The sequence below is a fragment of the Aeribacillus sp. FSL K6-2848 genome, assembly GCF_038004325.1.
GTDB classification, from domain to species: Bacteria; Bacillota; Bacilli; order Bacillales; family Aeribacillaceae; genus Aeribacillus; species Aeribacillus composti.
The window spans coordinates 287,069-302,941 of the sequence record NZ_JBBOQQ010000001.1; the positions used below are offsets into that span (position 1 = coordinate 287,069).

The 15,873-nt window shown below is 39.1% G+C and carries 14 protein-coding genes and 1 pseudogene; 12 read left to right on the plus strand and 3 right to left on the minus strand.

Annotated elements, in window-relative coordinates; all coding sequences use genetic code 11:
• Positions 1 to 92 precede the first annotated feature (92 nt).
• The 6 genes from NSS70_RS01495 to NSS70_RS01520 all read left to right on the plus strand — a co-directional run bounded on the left by NSS70_RS01495 (position 93) and on the right by NSS70_RS01520 (position 6,563).
• Positions 93 to 1,880 carry an L-lactate permease gene (locus NSS70_RS01495; protein WP_340880820.1) on the plus strand — a complete coding sequence of 596 codons (1,788 nt, stop codon included), beginning with the start codon at positions 93 to 95 and terminating at the stop codon, positions 1,878 to 1,880.
• Between the two features lie 418 nt (positions 1,881 to 2,298).
• Positions 2,299 to 2,592, plus strand: a complete 294-nt coding sequence (locus tag NSS70_RS01500) for a metal-sensing transcriptional repressor (protein WP_063386497.1) — start codon at positions 2,299 to 2,301, stop codon at positions 2,590 to 2,592.
• Positions 2,593 to 2,609: 17 nt separating this feature from the next.
• The gene (locus tag NSS70_RS01505) at positions 2,610 to 3,956 is read left to right on the plus strand and encodes an MATE family efflux transporter (protein WP_340882452.1); all 1,347 of its coding nucleotides are present in this window, start codon (positions 2,610 to 2,612) and stop codon (positions 3,954 to 3,956) included.
• A 355-nt stretch (positions 3,957 to 4,311) separates the two neighbouring features.
• On the plus strand, positions 4,312 to 5,082 hold the full coding sequence (locus tag NSS70_RS01510) for an amino acid ABC transporter substrate-binding protein (protein WP_063386498.1): 771 nt from the start codon (positions 4,312 to 4,314) through the stop codon (positions 5,080 to 5,082).
• Between the two features lie 59 nt (positions 5,083 to 5,141).
• Positions 5,142 to 5,801: an amino acid ABC transporter permease gene (locus NSS70_RS01515; protein ID WP_063386499.1), complete on the plus strand. Its 660-nt coding sequence runs from the start codon at positions 5,142 to 5,144 to the stop codon at positions 5,799 to 5,801.
• Positions 5,802 to 5,816: 15 nt separating this feature from the next.
• A complete protein-coding gene (locus NSS70_RS01520) occupies positions 5,817 to 6,563 on the plus strand; it encodes an amino acid ABC transporter ATP-binding protein (protein ID WP_063386500.1) in 747 nt (248 codons plus the stop codon).
• A 397-nt stretch (positions 6,564 to 6,960) separates the two neighbouring features.
• Here NSS70_RS01520 and NSS70_RS01525 read toward each other — a convergent pair whose 3' ends face one another.
• Complete coding sequence (locus NSS70_RS01525) at positions 6,961 to 8,256, minus strand: DUF4085 family protein (protein ID WP_340880821.1); 1,296 nt, start codon at positions 8,254 to 8,256, stop codon at positions 6,961 to 6,963.
• 792 nt (positions 8,257 to 9,048) lie between these two features.
• On the opposite strand from NSS70_RS01525, the pseudogene NSS70_RS01530 reads away from it, so the two are divergent.
• Positions 9,049 to 9,541, plus strand: a pseudogene (locus NSS70_RS01530) (short-chain dehydrogenase); the annotation flags it as partial.
• On the opposite strand, the gene NSS70_RS01535 reads toward NSS70_RS01530, so the two are convergent.
• Positions 9,464 to 9,634, minus strand: coding sequence for a hypothetical protein (locus tag NSS70_RS01535; RefSeq protein ID WP_340882595.1), 171 nt, complete (start codon positions 9,632 to 9,634; stop codon positions 9,464 to 9,466). The pseudogene NSS70_RS01530 and the gene NSS70_RS01535 overlap by 78 nt on opposite strands.
• Positions 9,635 to 10,605: 971 nt before the next feature.
• Here NSS70_RS01535 and NSS70_RS01540 point away from each other — a divergent pair.
• On the plus strand, positions 10,606 to 10,929 hold the full coding sequence (locus NSS70_RS01540) for a DMT family transporter (RefSeq protein WP_066250422.1): 324 nt from the start codon (positions 10,606 to 10,608) through the stop codon (positions 10,927 to 10,929).
• Between the two features lie 22 nt (positions 10,930 to 10,951).
• Positions 10,952 to 11,287, plus strand: a complete 336-nt coding sequence (locus tag NSS70_RS01545) for a DMT family transporter (protein ID WP_066250425.1) — start codon at positions 10,952 to 10,954, stop codon at positions 11,285 to 11,287.
• A gap of 63 nt (positions 11,288 to 11,350) precedes the next feature.
• On the opposite strand, the gene NSS70_RS01550 is transcribed toward NSS70_RS01545, so the two are convergent.
• Positions 11,351 to 11,785, minus strand: coding sequence for an acyl-CoA thioesterase (locus tag NSS70_RS01550; protein WP_066250427.1), 435 nt, complete (start codon positions 11,783 to 11,785; stop codon positions 11,351 to 11,353).
• Between the two features lie 526 nt (positions 11,786 to 12,311).
• Here NSS70_RS01550 and rhaA point away from each other — a divergent pair.
• The 3 genes from rhaA (at position 12,312) to NSS70_RS01565 (ending at position 15,862) form a co-directional block, all read left to right on the plus strand.
• Positions 12,312 to 13,568 (plus strand): L-rhamnose isomerase, encoded by a 1,257-nt coding sequence (gene rhaA, locus NSS70_RS01555; RefSeq protein WP_340880823.1) that lies wholly within the window; start codon positions 12,312 to 12,314, stop codon positions 13,566 to 13,568.
• Positions 13,569 to 13,784: 216 nt separating this feature from the next.
• Positions 13,785 to 15,251, plus strand: a complete 1,467-nt coding sequence (locus NSS70_RS01560; RefSeq protein WP_340880825.1) for an FGGY-family carbohydrate kinase — start codon at positions 13,785 to 13,787, stop codon at positions 15,249 to 15,251.
• Positions 15,248 to 15,862: a histidine phosphatase family protein gene (locus NSS70_RS01565; protein ID WP_066250433.1), complete on the plus strand. Its 615-nt coding sequence runs from the start codon at positions 15,248 to 15,250 to the stop codon at positions 15,860 to 15,862. The genes NSS70_RS01560 and NSS70_RS01565 overlap by 4 nt, the downstream gene beginning before the upstream one ends.
• Positions 15,863 to 15,873: the final 11 nt, after the last annotated feature.

The following is a 15,873-nucleotide window of genomic DNA, read 5'->3' on the forward strand; positions in this document are numbered from 1 at the left end:
TAATTAAAAAAATAAAAGATATAATGAGTGTACAATGATTTTCCATTCATGTGGGTGAATTACATTTTGAATAAGAGAGGGGAAAATCTCTTGTGAGTACTGGATTGTTGGCTTTTTTATCGCTTCTTCCAATTTTAATCGTCGGAATTTTCTTGGTTGGGTTTCGATGGTCAGCTAGCAAAGCGATGCCGATTTCATATGTTGTGGCCGTCATACTTGCGCTCTTTGTTTGGAAAGTATCAGCAGCCAATGTAATAGCTGCCTCCATAAATGGTTTGGTTGTAGCTGCTACACTATTGTACATCATTTTTGGCGCCATTTTGCTTTTAAATACTTTGCAAGAAAGTGGGGGAATTAAAACAATCCGGCAAGGGTTCACCGATATTTCTCCAGACCGGCGCATTCAAGTAATTATTGTCGCATGGTTATTTGGTTCGTTTATTGAAGGATCCGCAGGCTTTGGTACACCAGCTGCAGTTGCTGTTCCATTATTAGTAGGATTGGGATTCCCAGCGATGGCAGCCGTTGTGGCGGGCATGGTCATACAAAGCACACCCGTTTCATTCGGTGCTGTCGGCACACCGATTCTTGTCGGCGTACAATCAGGATTATCCGCTGATGCAACGATTACTGATAACTTGTTGTCGTTGGTCACTTTGATTGGAGCGAAAGTTGCTATTCTTCATATGATAACGGGCACTCTTGTTCCATTATTTGTTGTAGCCCTAATGACCAAATTTTTTGGAAAAAACAAGTCGTTTTCTGAAGGAATTAAAGTTTGGAAATTTGCCTTGTTTGCGGCTTTTACAATGACGATACCATATCTCATCGTTGCCAATGTCCTTGGCCCTGAATTTCCTTCCATGGTTGGCGGCTTGGTCGGATTAGCAATCGTTATTGCCGCTGCGAAAAAAGGTTTTTTAATTCCATCTCAAGAAGAAGTATGGGATTTTGAAGAAAAGTCTAAATGGGATCCGGATTGGATAGGAAAAATTGAGATTAAAGATATCGCACACAAGAACGGCAAGATGAGCATGATTCGCGCTTGGACTCCGTATATTTTAGTTGGCCTGTTTTTAGTGGCGACCAGGTTGAAATCGCTTCCAATCGGCGGGTGGCTGCAAGCGTGGACGATTGAGATTCGGAATATGTTTGGAACAAATATTACGGCTAGCTTTCAACCGCTTTATTCACCAGGAACAATTTTTATTGTTGTGTCACTGATTACCTTTTTTATTCACGGAATGAATGGAAGCGCATACAAACGTGCTTGGATGCATTCAGGGAAAACGATGATCTCAGCTTCAACCGCGCTAATTTTTACCGTTCCAATGGTTCAAGTGTTTTTAAATTCAGGCGGCGGTGCTGCAGGTTATGATCAAATGCCAATTGAATTGGCGAACGGAGTAGCAGCGCTGGCGGGCAATTATTGGCCCTTTTTCTCCACATTTATTGGTGGACTGGGCGCTTTTATAGCTGGCAGCAACACGGTCAGTAATATGATGTTTTCTTTATTTCAATATAATGTAGGTTCCCAAATTGGTGTTGATCCCACTTGGATTGTTGCCCTTCAGGCGGTAGGTGGTGCGGCTGGGAATATGATTTGTGTACACAATGTCGTCGCTGCTTCGGCAGTAGTCGGGTTGGTAGGAAAAGAAGGAGCAGTTATTAGAAAAACATTGCTCCCATTTACGTATTATGCTTTAATGGCCGGTTCGATTGGATACTCGATTGCATGGTACTCCGAAAAGGGAATATTTAATCTCGGTTCCTTGATTGCAGTCTTGATCGCAGTTGCCGCCGTTTACATCATTGCAACAAATAAAAAACGGGCAACATGGCCCGCTCATAATAAGTCATCATTTGGCGCAAAACAATAATCCTAACAAAAAGAATGGATATAATAATTTTTTAAGAAAAAGTAAAGGCTGTCTTAAAATATTTGCTCCCCTTCACTAGGGGAGTTTTTCTATGTCAAAAAAAACATACTAATCTTATTAATCTTAGTATGTTTTGTGAAGAGTGATCATAGGACTTGTATACTTTACAAAGTTGCTCTCACAATATCGCCCTATATTAAAATCCAGCTTTTTTTATGCAGATATAAGATGTGCTTGGTTGCACGTAAATATCAACGAAGTTTACATCAATAAGAAACCCCTTGGAGCCTAAAGGGGTTTTTGTGACTATTATGTTAACTATGATTGAACAACATATTTATATTTTGAAAAGGTGAAAAAAATTTAAAGTGACATATCCCCCCTGGGGGGATATTATCATAATAAGGAGGAATGAAATATGTGTCAAAACCACCATCATCAAAATCATGAACATAAATATCGCAAGCAGGTCATTAATCGATTAGCGCGAATTGAGGGACATGTTCGTTCCATTAAAGAAATGGCGATAGAAGGAAGAGACTGTCCTGAAATTCTTCTGCAAATTGCGGCTGTAAGGAAAGCGTTAGATAATGCAGCAAAAGTAATTTTTGTTGATCATATGGAGAATTGTCTAGTAAATGCTGTTCATCAAGGAAATGAGGAACAAGTATTAAACGATTTAAAAAAAGCATTAGAGAATTTCATTCGATAAGGGGATTAAATTTTTTGATGATTCCAGAGGGTATCAGTCAGGAGCGATCAACAAAACAAAAAATAAAGATCATCCTAGCATTAGCTGTTCCTGCCATGATCGAAAATATTTTGCAGACAGTGGTAGGATTTGTAGACACACTTTTTGTATCAAAATTAGGATTAAACGAAGTCACAGCAGTAGGCGTGGCAAATGCTGTTCTAGCCGTATATATTGCCATTTTCATGGCAGTTGGAGTAGGGGCTTCTTCTTTGATCGCACGTCATGTCGGTGCTGGTAATATTGGCCAAGCAAAAGCCGTTGCTAAGCAGTCAACCATTCTTTCTTTTTTTATAGGTTTATTTTTTGGTTTTATCACCTTATTTTTCACAGAACCTTTACTTCGTATTATGGGAGCAGAACCAAGCGTTTTAGTAGACGCCTCTGTTTATTTTCGGATTGTAGCTGTCCCGTCTGTTTTTATTTCTTTAATGTTTATCTTTGGAAGTATTTTACGAGCTGCTGGCGATACAAAAACACCGATGAAAGTAAGCTGGTGGATTAATATCATCCATATCGTTTTGGACTACTTTTTCATTTTTGGTTTATTGGGATTTCACGGGTTGGGCTTAGCAGGAGCAGCCTGGGCGACAGTCATTGTAAGAGTGCTGGGAGCCATCGCTCTTTATTATTACATTCAAAAATCGTCTATATCATTTTCTTTATTTCAGAAATCTTCTTTGGATATAAAGAAATTCACATTGTCTATTTTGAGGCTGTCTGCTCCTGCAGCAATTGAACGCTTAATTATGCGTTTAGGGCAAGTGTTTTACTTTGGATTAATTGTTCGAATTGGAACGGAAACGTATGCAGCTCATACAATTGCCGGGAATATCGAAACATTTTCCTATATGCTAGGATATGGCTTAGCTGCGGCAGCATCAACACTTGTAGGGCAGCATATTGGGGCAAAGCTTGAAAAAGAGGCTTATACATATGGAATGCTGACGACTTATATCGCCATGTTATTTATGTCTATTATAGGTGTTCTGTTGTTTTTTCTTTCTCCTTGGCTTGCTACCTGGTTTACAACAGATAAACAGGCTATTGAGATGGTTACTACGGCATTAAGAATTGATGCTTTTGCCCAACCAGCATTAGCTATGGGATTGGTGTTGACTGGAGCTTTGCAAGGAGCAGGAGATACAAAAAGCCCCATGTACAGTACAGCGGTCGGCATGTGGGTCATTCGTATTGTAGGTGTATATGTATTGGGCATCCAATTAAATTTAGGAATAGCAGGAGTATGGCTATCCATTGTAATCGATCAAGTCATTCGAGCCCTGTTTTTATGGTGGAGATTTAAAAAGCAAATCAAACATTGAACAATACAATTATATGTATAGAAAACTATAATTCTCAAATACTTTAGTATGCTAATGAACTAAAAATATCCATTGACATTCATTTTTATGTTGTGTTATTTTTATTTTATGTTAATTTATTACTCTAATATATTATCGAATTAAAGTACACTCGCTGATATCTTTATAGATGCGTTTTTATAGCAATTATCGTTATTGCTTTTTTGAGCTTATTTGATGCAAATGTTGTCCGAACTATTGCAGATGCATTTACGGATGGTTTAATTGTGAGTAGTAGCGGGGGACATTTAAATTTTTTGGACATGCAATAGGTTAAAAACAAAATGAAAATAAATTAAAGGTGGTTATCTACAGTATGAAACGATTAGCAATGTTTATTCTAACTATGGCAGCGTTATTCTCGCTCCTGATAGGATGCTCCAAATCGGAGGAAAAAGACAAAACGCTAGTAATTGGAATAGATGATAAATTTGCACCTATGGGGTTCCGGGATGAGAATAATGAAATTGTAGGGTTTGACATTGACTACGCCAAGGCAGCTGCCGAAAAAATGGGAACAAAGGTAAAATTTCAGCCGATCGATTGGAAAACAAAAGAATCTGAATTAAGCAGCGGACGGATCGATCTCATTTGGAACGGGTATACCATTACGGAGGAGCGCAAAAAGAAGGTTCTTTTTACAAAGCCTTATATGAAAAATGCACAAGTTGTGGTCACACTTGCTGATTCAAACATTTCTAAACTTGATGATCTAGAAGGCAAAGTGGTTGGTCTTCAATCTCTATCTTCTGCAGCCGATGCGTTGGATAAAAATCCGATTAAATCGAAAATCAAGACGGTTACGGAGTATGCCGACAATGTTCTGGCATTGAAGGATCTAAAGCTAAAACGTGTTGATGCAGTAGTGATTGATGAAGTTGTCATTAAATATTACATGTCGAAAGAAAAAGATACTTATAAACTGCTCGATGAATCCCTTGCACAAGAAGAATATGGAATTGGTGTTAAAAAGGGTAATGAGGAACTGCTGAATAAACTGCAAAAAGCTCTCGATGAGCTGAATGAGGACGGCACTGCCGCCGAAATCTCGCAAAAGTGGTTTGGCGAAAATAAGGTATTAAAGTAAAATAGACCGAACTTGGATTTCCTTGAGAAACCCTGTTTTGCTTTTGGAGGAATTCTTTCATGTCCGTAGATTATTTCAACTCAATCATTAAGCCGATGCTGCTAGGGGCACAGATGACGGTTCTCTTGTTTTTGATCGTCATTGTGTTGTCAATTCCGCTCGGCTTCATACTAACACTTGCTGTAAGAAGCAGGTTCAAGCCTTTATCGTGGCTTACACAGATTTATATATATGTGATGCGGGGCACTCCATTGCTGCTTCAGCTGCTTTTTATATGTTTTGGACTGCCGATGATCCCTGTGATCGGAGATTATTTGGTATTAGACCGCTTTGTCGCAGCTTGTTTGGGTTTTATATTGAACTATGCTGCATATTTTGCCGAGATTTTCCGCGGCGGTTTGCTGGCTATTGATAAAGGTCAGTATGAGGCATCACAAGTCCTAGGCTTGAATAAATGGCAGACGATGACGCGAATCATACTTCCACAAATGTTCCGCATCGCACTTCCTGCCGTCGCTAACGAATCGGTTACACTGGTTAAGGATACCGCACTGCTCTATGCTGTTGCCGTACCAGAATTATTACACTATGCACAGACTGCTGTGAACCGTGATTTTACAATCGTGCCTTTCTTCATCGCAGGCATTATTTATCTGATCATGACGCTCTTATTAACTGTTCTCTTTAAGTGGCTCGAACGACGGTTCAAATTTGATTAAAAAGGAGTAGTGAGTGTGGTTCTCATTGAAGTATCCAACCTCAAAAAATCATATGGCAAGTTGGATGTATTAAAACAGATAACATTTGATGTTAACAAGAACGACGTAATTGCTGTGATCGGACCATCTGGCTCTGGTAAAAGTACAATGCTCCGTAGCCTGGTCCATCTTGAGGAAATTGACGGAGGCAGCATTTGTATATCCGGGGATTATTTGGTGAAGGACGGGATTTACTCAAAACCGCAGGAGATTAAGCGGATCACCTCTAAGATGGGAATGGTTTTCCAACATTTCAATCTCTTTCCTCACCTCACGGTTAAAGAAAATTTGGAACTTGCTCCTAAGCTAGTAAAGAAGGAGTTAAATGCGGAAATTGAACGACGCAGCACAGAACTTCTGAAGAAAATCGGGCTCTCCGATCGGGCATCAGCTTATCCTGCAAAACTTTCAGGCGGTCAAAAACAAAGAGTCGCCATTGCTCGTGCGCTTATGATGAACCCTGAAATCCTGCTGTTTGATGAACCTACTTCCGCCTTGGACCCGGAGTTAACCGGCGAAGTACTGCAAGTAATGAAGCAGCTGGCTGAAGAGCACATGACGATGATTGTGGTGACACATGAGATGGGGTTCGCCAAGGAGGTTGCAAACCGAGTCATTTTCATGGACAACGGGGAAATCATCGAATCCGGACTTCCGACTGAGATTTTTACAAACCCGAAGTTTGAACGAACGAAAGCTTTCTTGAACCGCAGTTTGAAATAATCCGGGACGCTGTCTATTAGTAGATTACTTGACACTTGCTACTTAAAATAAATAGTAACTGATCAACAAATAAAACGTACTTTTAGCACACCCCAAATCCGTTTTAAATAAAACATATTAAGATTAGCAGCATAGACTACGGCTAAGTCTGTGCTGCTATTTTTGTACGCCCGGCAGAGTGTAATAATCTCTAGGGTGAAAGCCGAGCCGTGAAGGCAGAAGTAACGGTACGTACGGTGGTGTGAGAGGGCGGGGGTTAGTCACCCCCTCCTACTCGATTAGTAGAAGCGGTGAAAAGGTCATGAGCCCCGGAACCATAAGTTTGTTGTACAAATTCATTCGATGGGGTATGGAGCAGGATCATTTAGAAAGAGCCTTGCCTTTTTAGCATTCGTTCCTAAGTGCTTTTTCTCAGTTTATTGATGAATTGCTCAGACAAAATGTTGAAGGAAAGAATATGGTCCATATACACTTCACCGATTAGTTGTATCTCTTCATTTTCATGCTGTAAAGAATATGGGAGAGTTTTTTCTATTAATGGTATATGTTTTTCTGGTTCTTGAACAATGGTGTTCCATGCACGTATGATCAGCTCTAAGTCTTCACTGAACAGTGCGCTTTCCAATTCTTCCGTCGGTAACGGCTCTGATAATAGGGGCATTTCATCCACGAACTGTTTTGAATAAAGTCCTTCTAAAAATTTTTCAAAGTTTTCAGCTAGCTCCTCTGTATTTGCACCAAGATAAAATATTTTCTGAGTTTCAAGGTGAAGGACAATATTTCCATTGGTACAAACTGCAATCGGGATGACGCTGCCTTCTAATTTCAATTCCTCAAGAGATAAAAAGCGGTCGATTTCTATAGCTTCCTTTTCCGTTAAAAAATACATTTTCTCCGCTTCTCCTTCGTGTAAAGCGGTCACGAAAGACGCATACTGATCCGGCAGTTTGTAAGGAAGACTATGTCTCTCTTTTTTTGCTTTATGGCGGCTATGATTTTCCTTCTCAAATTCCTGATCGTGGTGAAAAATTTGTGTTTTATAAAAATGGGTAATGGAAAATTGTTTTGCAGCTACCTTCCATTCCGTCATCGGATTGTCAAATAAAACACTTAAGATGAAGCTTTTGTTATTAAGATCCCCTTCTTCATAAAGCCAAAACATACCTGGTGTTAAAGGTATTTCGGATTGTTCCTCTTTGATTCCAGTAATCTCAATAACGATGGCATCCCCCTTGCTGAAACTGCCTTCCCCATTTAACGTTAATCTGAGTGCATCGTGATCGCGATGGATATATTGTAATTCTGCGTCATGTAATCCATCTTCCAAAATGCTGATCAGCTCTTCCGGCAGATTTTCGCGAATATGTTCAAAATGATTATTCGCTTCATCTAACACTTTTTCGCATTCCTCTATTTTAGCCTTAAACCAAATGATGAGTTCGTCCCGCACTTCCTTTGGCAGTGTCGGCTGATTAATGGTGCCGTCCAGAATATAGGGATGAAATGTTTCCGGCAATGTTTGCAATAATTCGTCTTTAATAGATTCAAGATTTTGCCGCAAATAGTCGTAAACATCCTCGCCGTCTTCTTCAAAGCTTTTGATAAAATCCACCCATTCTTCATCAGACTCGGGAATTGTAAGCAGGTGCGCCTTCTGCATTTCGTCATACCATTCTTTTGTAAAAAATTTCATTATATCTCTCCTTATATGCTATCCGCCATTTTTTCTCATACAATGAATTCACTTCTTATAAGCGTTTCACCTGCTAAAAAGGAGAAATTTAACAAAATAGGTGATGGGGGTGTCTAATAATTCGTTTTTACGGCTTATTGACGCCCCCATTAATGTTTTAGAAACGTTGATATATCGGTGTTTATGATTTTTTGTTTTCAATGGGGATCTGACTTTCTGGACAGCCCCATGATTGTACAGAAAAATATCCGGTTTTAACGGGCAGGATATAAAAAAGAATTACTATCATGCATCTGAACTTAAAAGTAATTACTGTACAGAAATAGTTAAACTAATAGTTGAATAAATTCAAGTTCTATACTTACTAGACAACATCTTTCAAGCCTAACTGATCTGACGCGAAGAGAAATAATTCGTCTACTTGCCTCTCATGACCGAACAGTATGGGAATTGGCGGAACCTTTTTGATATGTCTTTAGCAGCTTTGCTAAGCATATCAAAACATTAGAACGGTCAACCCTGTTTGAAAGGACTATGCAAGGACGAACGCATATTTGTCGTCTTACCTCCAAATCGTTTTCTACTGCTAAAGATGGCTTCGATTTTATGAACGTTTTTGGAACAGACAGTTTGACGTTCTTGAACATGAGCTGAATAAAGCAAAAAGGAGAAAAAAATAAAGTATTTGCAACAAATTCATTATTTTGTAAAGGGTGATGAGAATGGTTAGTACATCTACAATAACCTTAACGATGAAACGTTCTTTTGATGCCTCTGCAGATAGAGTATTTGACGCTCCACTTTGCATTACCCCTGTTAATCCGAAATAAGAACGGGCTGGTCGTTGAGATAACGGATGGCACGGCAGAATACAACGAGAAAAACTACCGTTTATCACTGTTCTACGATCTTGCCAAGATGTCTGTCATTCGTATGGCAAAGTCTTTAGCCCATAAGCTTTTACCATATCAATGCACCGCCGTAGCAGACTCCGGGTTGGATGCGTTCTGAAATTATGCTTGATCACTATGGTATGACAGAAGAAAACTGGCGTGATGCCCTTGTAAAGGAACCCCAATTCATCATCTCGGAAACGCCGCGTTTTGTCGGCCACTTTAGCCGGTGATCCGAAGATTGCTCGCTGGAACGGTCAATCTGTGTCAAGCGGTCAGCTCGCGCAAGTGTATGGTTTTATGATCTTGATGGCTCACAGCCAGATGCCTGGCGATATATCGGAGAAGTGCAGGATGCTGGTAAGCCAGCGAATGCTTCCGAGTACCGCTAACGGGAAGCGATAGCTCGATATCACCGCAGTGCGGATCTTTATTTTCATGTTTAAAAAAGTGTCCAAGAAGTCGAACTTGATCACCAGGCGCATGTTCGGCTTCTTCTTTTGTGGAAAATTGATGATATCTTCTATTCTCTCGAAGCCTTGTAGCTGTATGGGAGTCGAAGGGTGAGGGGGGAGAAGGTGGATAGATAAGAGGAAGAAAGAATGATGAAAACCTGTGATAAAATATGCATAGAAGGAAATTCTTTTTCAATATAATGGGAAGCAGTATAAAGGATTTGACAAAGATGGAGAGAAAAAATGACTTATTCGTTTATTTTTAAAGATTCATTTATGGATTTAACGAAAACTCGTATCCGTGAAATACAGACTGATGAAGAAGTGTTGCTTCATCCTAAATGGAGGTTCCAATTGGAAAGTATTCGTTTTTTTCTGGAAAAGAAGAAAATAAGGCAATATCTACAAAAGAACATTTCATACAAAACGCCTTTGTTGTGCTTCAACCAGACGGAAAAGAAATTGTACGAATTAAAAATTTGTCACTTCATAAGAAAAAATCTATTTTTAAAGAGCTTCGAATGGTTTATAGCCAGAACAGCTTTCATATAAACTCTACTCTTGCATTTAAAACGATAACGAATGGAAAAGAGGTCATTCTGACAGCGAAAAAAATTTCTTTGATATTTAAAAAATCTTTTAGAAATGTATGATTACGAAGTTCAAGTTCATCAAACGATGAACTTACCATTTATAGTGTGGGTGGCCATTTTCAAGGGGATCCATTTATTGATTAGACGTTAGATCCATTGTAAAAATCTCCTTGGACCTTTCCGGAATTCCTTTTTCTAACTCTTCTCCACGTAATGTTGCGGACATGATTTTTCCTAGTATTTTGTACTGGTTGCTGGTGAAAAGACGAGAGTCTGCGTGCATGACTGTGAGTAAGCGATGGTTTGGATTTTATCAGGTCAGTCAAAACGTATTTTTCGAAGACTATCAAATTGTTATATCAAAAAGGACAAAAGTGCGAAGGACCGTTAAGTTTTAGGAGGATTCACATGAAGGAATATGTAATTTTGGCGGTAGCCATCATAAGTGAAGTATTTGCAAGTTCAATGCTGAAAGTATCAAACGGATTTAAAAAGTTGTTTCCTTCCATCGGAGTCGTAATGGGGTATGGCGCAGCTTTTTATCTCTTATCTTTATCTCTAAAAGCAATACCGCTTGGTACGGCTTATGCGATATGGTCAGGCGTCGGTACGGCTTTAACTGCATTAGTCGGTGTTATCTTTTATAAAGAAAGTATTGATCTTAAAAAATGTTTAGGCTTAGTTCTAATCATTTGTGGAGTGGTTGTTTTGAAACTCAGCAGTTCTCATTAACGATGAGAGAGGAGGCAATTGTATGAAAGGTTATATCGCATTAGGAATTTCTATTATCAGCGAAGTATTTGGTACGACAATGCTTAAATTGTCAGATGGATTTACAAGTTTTTTCCCTTCCATTGGTGTTATAGTTGGTTATGGATTATCTTTTTATTGTTTGTCGTTATGTCTTAAGACAGTTCCGCTAAGCTTGGCCTACGCGATTTGGTCGGGGCTGGGGACAGCTTTTACAGCGTTAATTGGTGTTCTAGTATGGCGGGACCCATTTAATATTATTACATTAGTTGGTCTAGTATTGATCATTGGCGGGGTGATTTTATTAAATGCTCCAAAAAGTCCAGATAAAGTTTTATAAAAACTGACCCCCTGTCTGAAGGGCGCAAGGAGTCAGCTATAGGTCTAAACGTTTGTATTTCGTTTATAGGCTGACTGCCGGTTCGTATTCTTTAATTCGCTGACGGACGAAATCAGGAATCGCTCTCGATTTTCCAGCGGCGGCATCATAATTGACATAGATCACTTCAGCCTGAACCAGCGGGTCTTTTTCTCCCGCTTTTGTGATGATAAACTCCATTGTCAGGCTAGAGCCGCCAATTCGTGATGTTCGGCACCAGATCTCAAGCATATCTTTAAAACGGGCTGGCTTTTTATATTCCAGCGTTGATTTGACCATTGCAATATCAAATATATTTTCTTGGGCAAGCTCCTCGAGATCCCGCCCAAACACTTCCTCAAAATAGTCAATAACCGCAACGTCAATATATGTCAAGTAATGGGCGTTAAAGACAATTTTTTGTCCGTCAATTTCTGAGTAGCGCACCCGCAGGCGGTGTGAAAAACGGAATCCTTCCATTATGTACCCTCCTGAAAAAATGTTATTTTCATTATATAATGAAAATTCTATCAATTAAAGCGGGAAATAAGACTTTGTAAAGAAGTTCGAAATAAGCTGAGCATCTGTCAAAAATTCAAACATTGATGCTAAAGTTGCGTTCACCTCTTTGATTAGGACAGAGGCAGGAAATAACATAAAGAACAAAAATAAAAAAATATATTCAATAACAAACAAAAGTATTATATAATTGAAATTACAGTAAAAACCAACTAGTATGTTTGGAATATTTTTATATTTATGCAAAAAGCGAAAATAAAAGATGTCATGAACTCTTCCCCCTTTCCTTGGCGCCGACGCTGGCATTTATCAAGCTAAAGAATTTAATTTGTCCAAAGGTGAAGGAATGTACGACAGTTAGTGAAGAAAATTGAAACCGTTTACTTTAAAATTTCTAAATTTTCATAACAGTTCATAAAAACAGCATAAGGTACATTCATAATGTATTAGAAAAAAGTACTAGTTTACTAAAGGAGATGGATAATTTATGGTTATAAAAGAATCTTTTGAGATAGCAAGGCAAGTCTATGAAAAATGGGGAATAAATATTGAAGAAGTATTAGAAAACTTGCAGCAAGCGTCAATCTCTATCCATTGCTGGCAAGGTGATGACGTAAAAGGATTTGAAGCAGATGCAAGCGAGCTTTCAGGGGGGATTGATGTAACAGGAAATTATCCGGGGAAGGCAAGAAATGCTGAAGAATTAAGGCAGGATTTAGAGAAAGCGCTGTCATTAATTCCAGGAAAACATCGTGTCAACCTACACGCCATTTATGCAGAAACAAATGGTGAAAAAGTGGAAAGAGATCAGTTAGAACCGAAACATTTTGAAAACTGGGTTAATTGGGCGAAAAAAATTGGTATAGGGCTGGATTTTAATCCTACCTTATTTTCGCATGAAAAAGCAGCAGATGGACTGACGTTGTCTCATCCTGATCCGGGAATTAGAGAATTTTGGATCAACAACTGTATTAGGAGCCGAAAAATCGGTGAGTACTTTGGCAAGGAGCTTGGAACACCATGCTTAACAAATATATGGATTCCGGACGGCTATAAGGACATTCCAAGCGACCGATTGACTCCAAGGAAGCGATTAAAAGAATCATTGGATAAAATTTTTAGTGTAGAGATCAATGAGAAATATAATTTGGATGCAGTCGAAAGCAAATTGTTTGGAATAGGATCTGAGTCTTTTGTTGTCGGCTCGCATGAATTTTATCTAGGGTACGCCTTACAAAATAATAAAATATATTTATTAGATACAGGTCATTTTCATCCTACTGAAACAGTCTCAAATAAAATTTCATCGATTTTGCTTTATAGCGACAGGCTTGCTTTACACGTATCGAGACCGGTTCGGTGGGACAGCGACCATGTCGTGATTTTGGATGATGAATTGCGTGAAATAGCGCTTGAAATCGTGCGCAATGATGCGCTGCATAAGGTTTTAATCGGACTTGATTTCTTTGATGCCAGCATCAATCGTCTTGCTGCATGGGTCATTGGAACGCGTAATATGATTAAAGCTTTATTATATGCAATGCTTATGCCGCATGAATATTTAAAGCAATTGCAAGAAAAGGGAAACTTTACGGAAAGATTGGCGGTTATGGAGGAATTTAAAACTTATCCTTTCGGTGCAATTTGGGATTATTATTGTGAAAAAATGAATGTTCCTGTAAGAGAAGAATGGTTAAAAGAAATTCAAAAATATGAGGAGGAAGTATTAACTAAGAGACAGTAGTCGTAAATATGGCAAGAGTATGAATTCTCTTGCTGCTCAAATTAGCCGATCAGTGAATTAAAAGAGCTGAAAAATTATAAAGACTTCGTGGATTAAGGAAAGCTTCACTCCTAATGGAGAAAATAAAGTAAATATAGGAAGTGCTAGATTCGGCAATTTCACTTAATAGCTTTAGCATCCGAAGCATCAGTAGATAATAGAAAGAGAAAAAAATGTGTGGCAGAGGTTGATGAAATGAACAAATCACAGCCAATTTTTATAGGAATTGATATTGGAACACAGGGCATTCGCACAATTGCAATCGGTTATAACGGAACTATTTATGCAGCCAGTACTGTAACTTTTAACTTGGCGAAAGGAAACGAGTTAAGAATGGAGCAATCGCCGTTTATGTGGTGGCAGCATACCGCTGAATCTATTCGACAAGTAGCAAATAGTTTGAAGGAGCAAAAAATTCTTAATCAAGTTGTTTCCTTGTCTGTCACTTCCACATCAGGTACTGTAATTCCCCTTGATAAACAATATGAACCGCTATACAATGCCTTAATGTACAGCGACAGCAGGTCAGCATCTGAGGCAGCGCTTTGCAGAGAGGCTGCCTTTGCAGCAGGGCATTATACGGCATTTTCCAGCTCGTATGGTTTGCCGAAAATTGTTTGGTTCCATAAACATTTTCCGCAAATAGCAAAGGATGTATGTTTATGGGCGCATCCTACTGACTATATTATCGGGAAATTAACGGGAAAATGGGGAATAACCGATTATACGAGTGCATTTAAAAGCGGCTATGATTTAAATAATGAAAAATGGCCGGAATATATTGAAAAAACTTTAAAAATACCTGTTAAATTACTTCCAATCGTATTGCCTTCAGGGACTTTTGCCGGGAATGTGTCAAAGGAATGTATGGAGAAAACAGGGTTGCCGGAAAATGTAAGCGTTACACTCGGACTGACTGACGGTTGTGCGTCGCAGTTCGCATCCGGTTCATTATCGCCTGGAAACTGGAACACGACAATTGGCACAACTTTAGTAATAAAAGGGATTACATACGAGCCAATAATAGATGAGAAGGGAATACTTTATAACCATCGCCATCCAGATGGATATTGGATGCCGGGCGGTGCGAGCAACACAGGGGGAGATTGGATTTCAATTGATTATTCAAAAGATGAATTAGCTTATTTAAATAGTAAAGCATATGAATATTTCCCAAGCCGGTGGATTTCGTATCCGCTCCGGCAAAAGGGAGAGCGTTTTCCTTTTGCATTTCCTGACATACAAGGCTTTGACGAACCAGGTTTGACAAAAGAACAGCTCTTTATTTCTCGTTTAGAAGGTGTTGCCTATCTTGAAAGAATGGCTTACGAGATGATTGAAAAGCTGTCAAGCGAGAAAGTGAGGGCTGTCTTTACAGCAGGCGGAGGAAGCAGCAGTGATGTATGGCTGACTATACGGAGCAATGTCTTAAAGAAGCCTATTATTAAAATGAAGCATAGCAACGGTGCTATTGGGGCTGCGATTGTTGCGGCAGCTTCATATTTTGGAAGTATTCAAGAAGCCGGGGAGAACATGCTGAAAAGAGAAAAAGAGGTGATGTTTGAAGAACATATAAGTGAACAATATGAAGAAGGATATGAACGCTTTATTCAAGCACTTAAAAAGAGAGGAGTTGTGCTGTGACAAGATTTTTCCTTTTACGCCATGGAGAAACGGAATGGAATCGGGATGGCAACAAATATTGCGGAAGGACGGATGTTTCACTGTCAGAGCAAGGGATTAAGCAGGCGGAAGCAGCAGCTAAAGCGCTGAAGCACGTAAAGTTTCACGCGGTCTTTTCTTCAACTCTAGTAAGAGCATCGGCAACAGCTGCAATTATAAGCAAAGAGTTTGGTTTGCCAGTTATTGAAGATCAGCGTCTTGTAGAAATTGACTTCGGGAAATGGGAAGGAAAAACGGTACAAATGATTGAGAGAGAACATAAGGATTCATGGACAGATTGGTTAACGAATCCAGCAGAGTGTTTTGCCGGGGAAACGGGAGAATCTGCAAGTCAAGTTTATAATCGGATCCAATCTTTTTTTGAAGAGGTATCGAAAACATATCCAGATAAAAATGCGCTTGTTGTAGCTCATAACACAGTAAACCGTATTGCTGCAACGCAATGGTTTGGATTACCTTTTTCGCATTACCGCAAAATAAAAATGGACAATACAGGGGTTTCTATTATTGAATATCACGGTAAAGGAAAGGCATCCATTATTCAATGGAACAGTATTTTGCATCTTCTTTGAAGCAGGAAGTT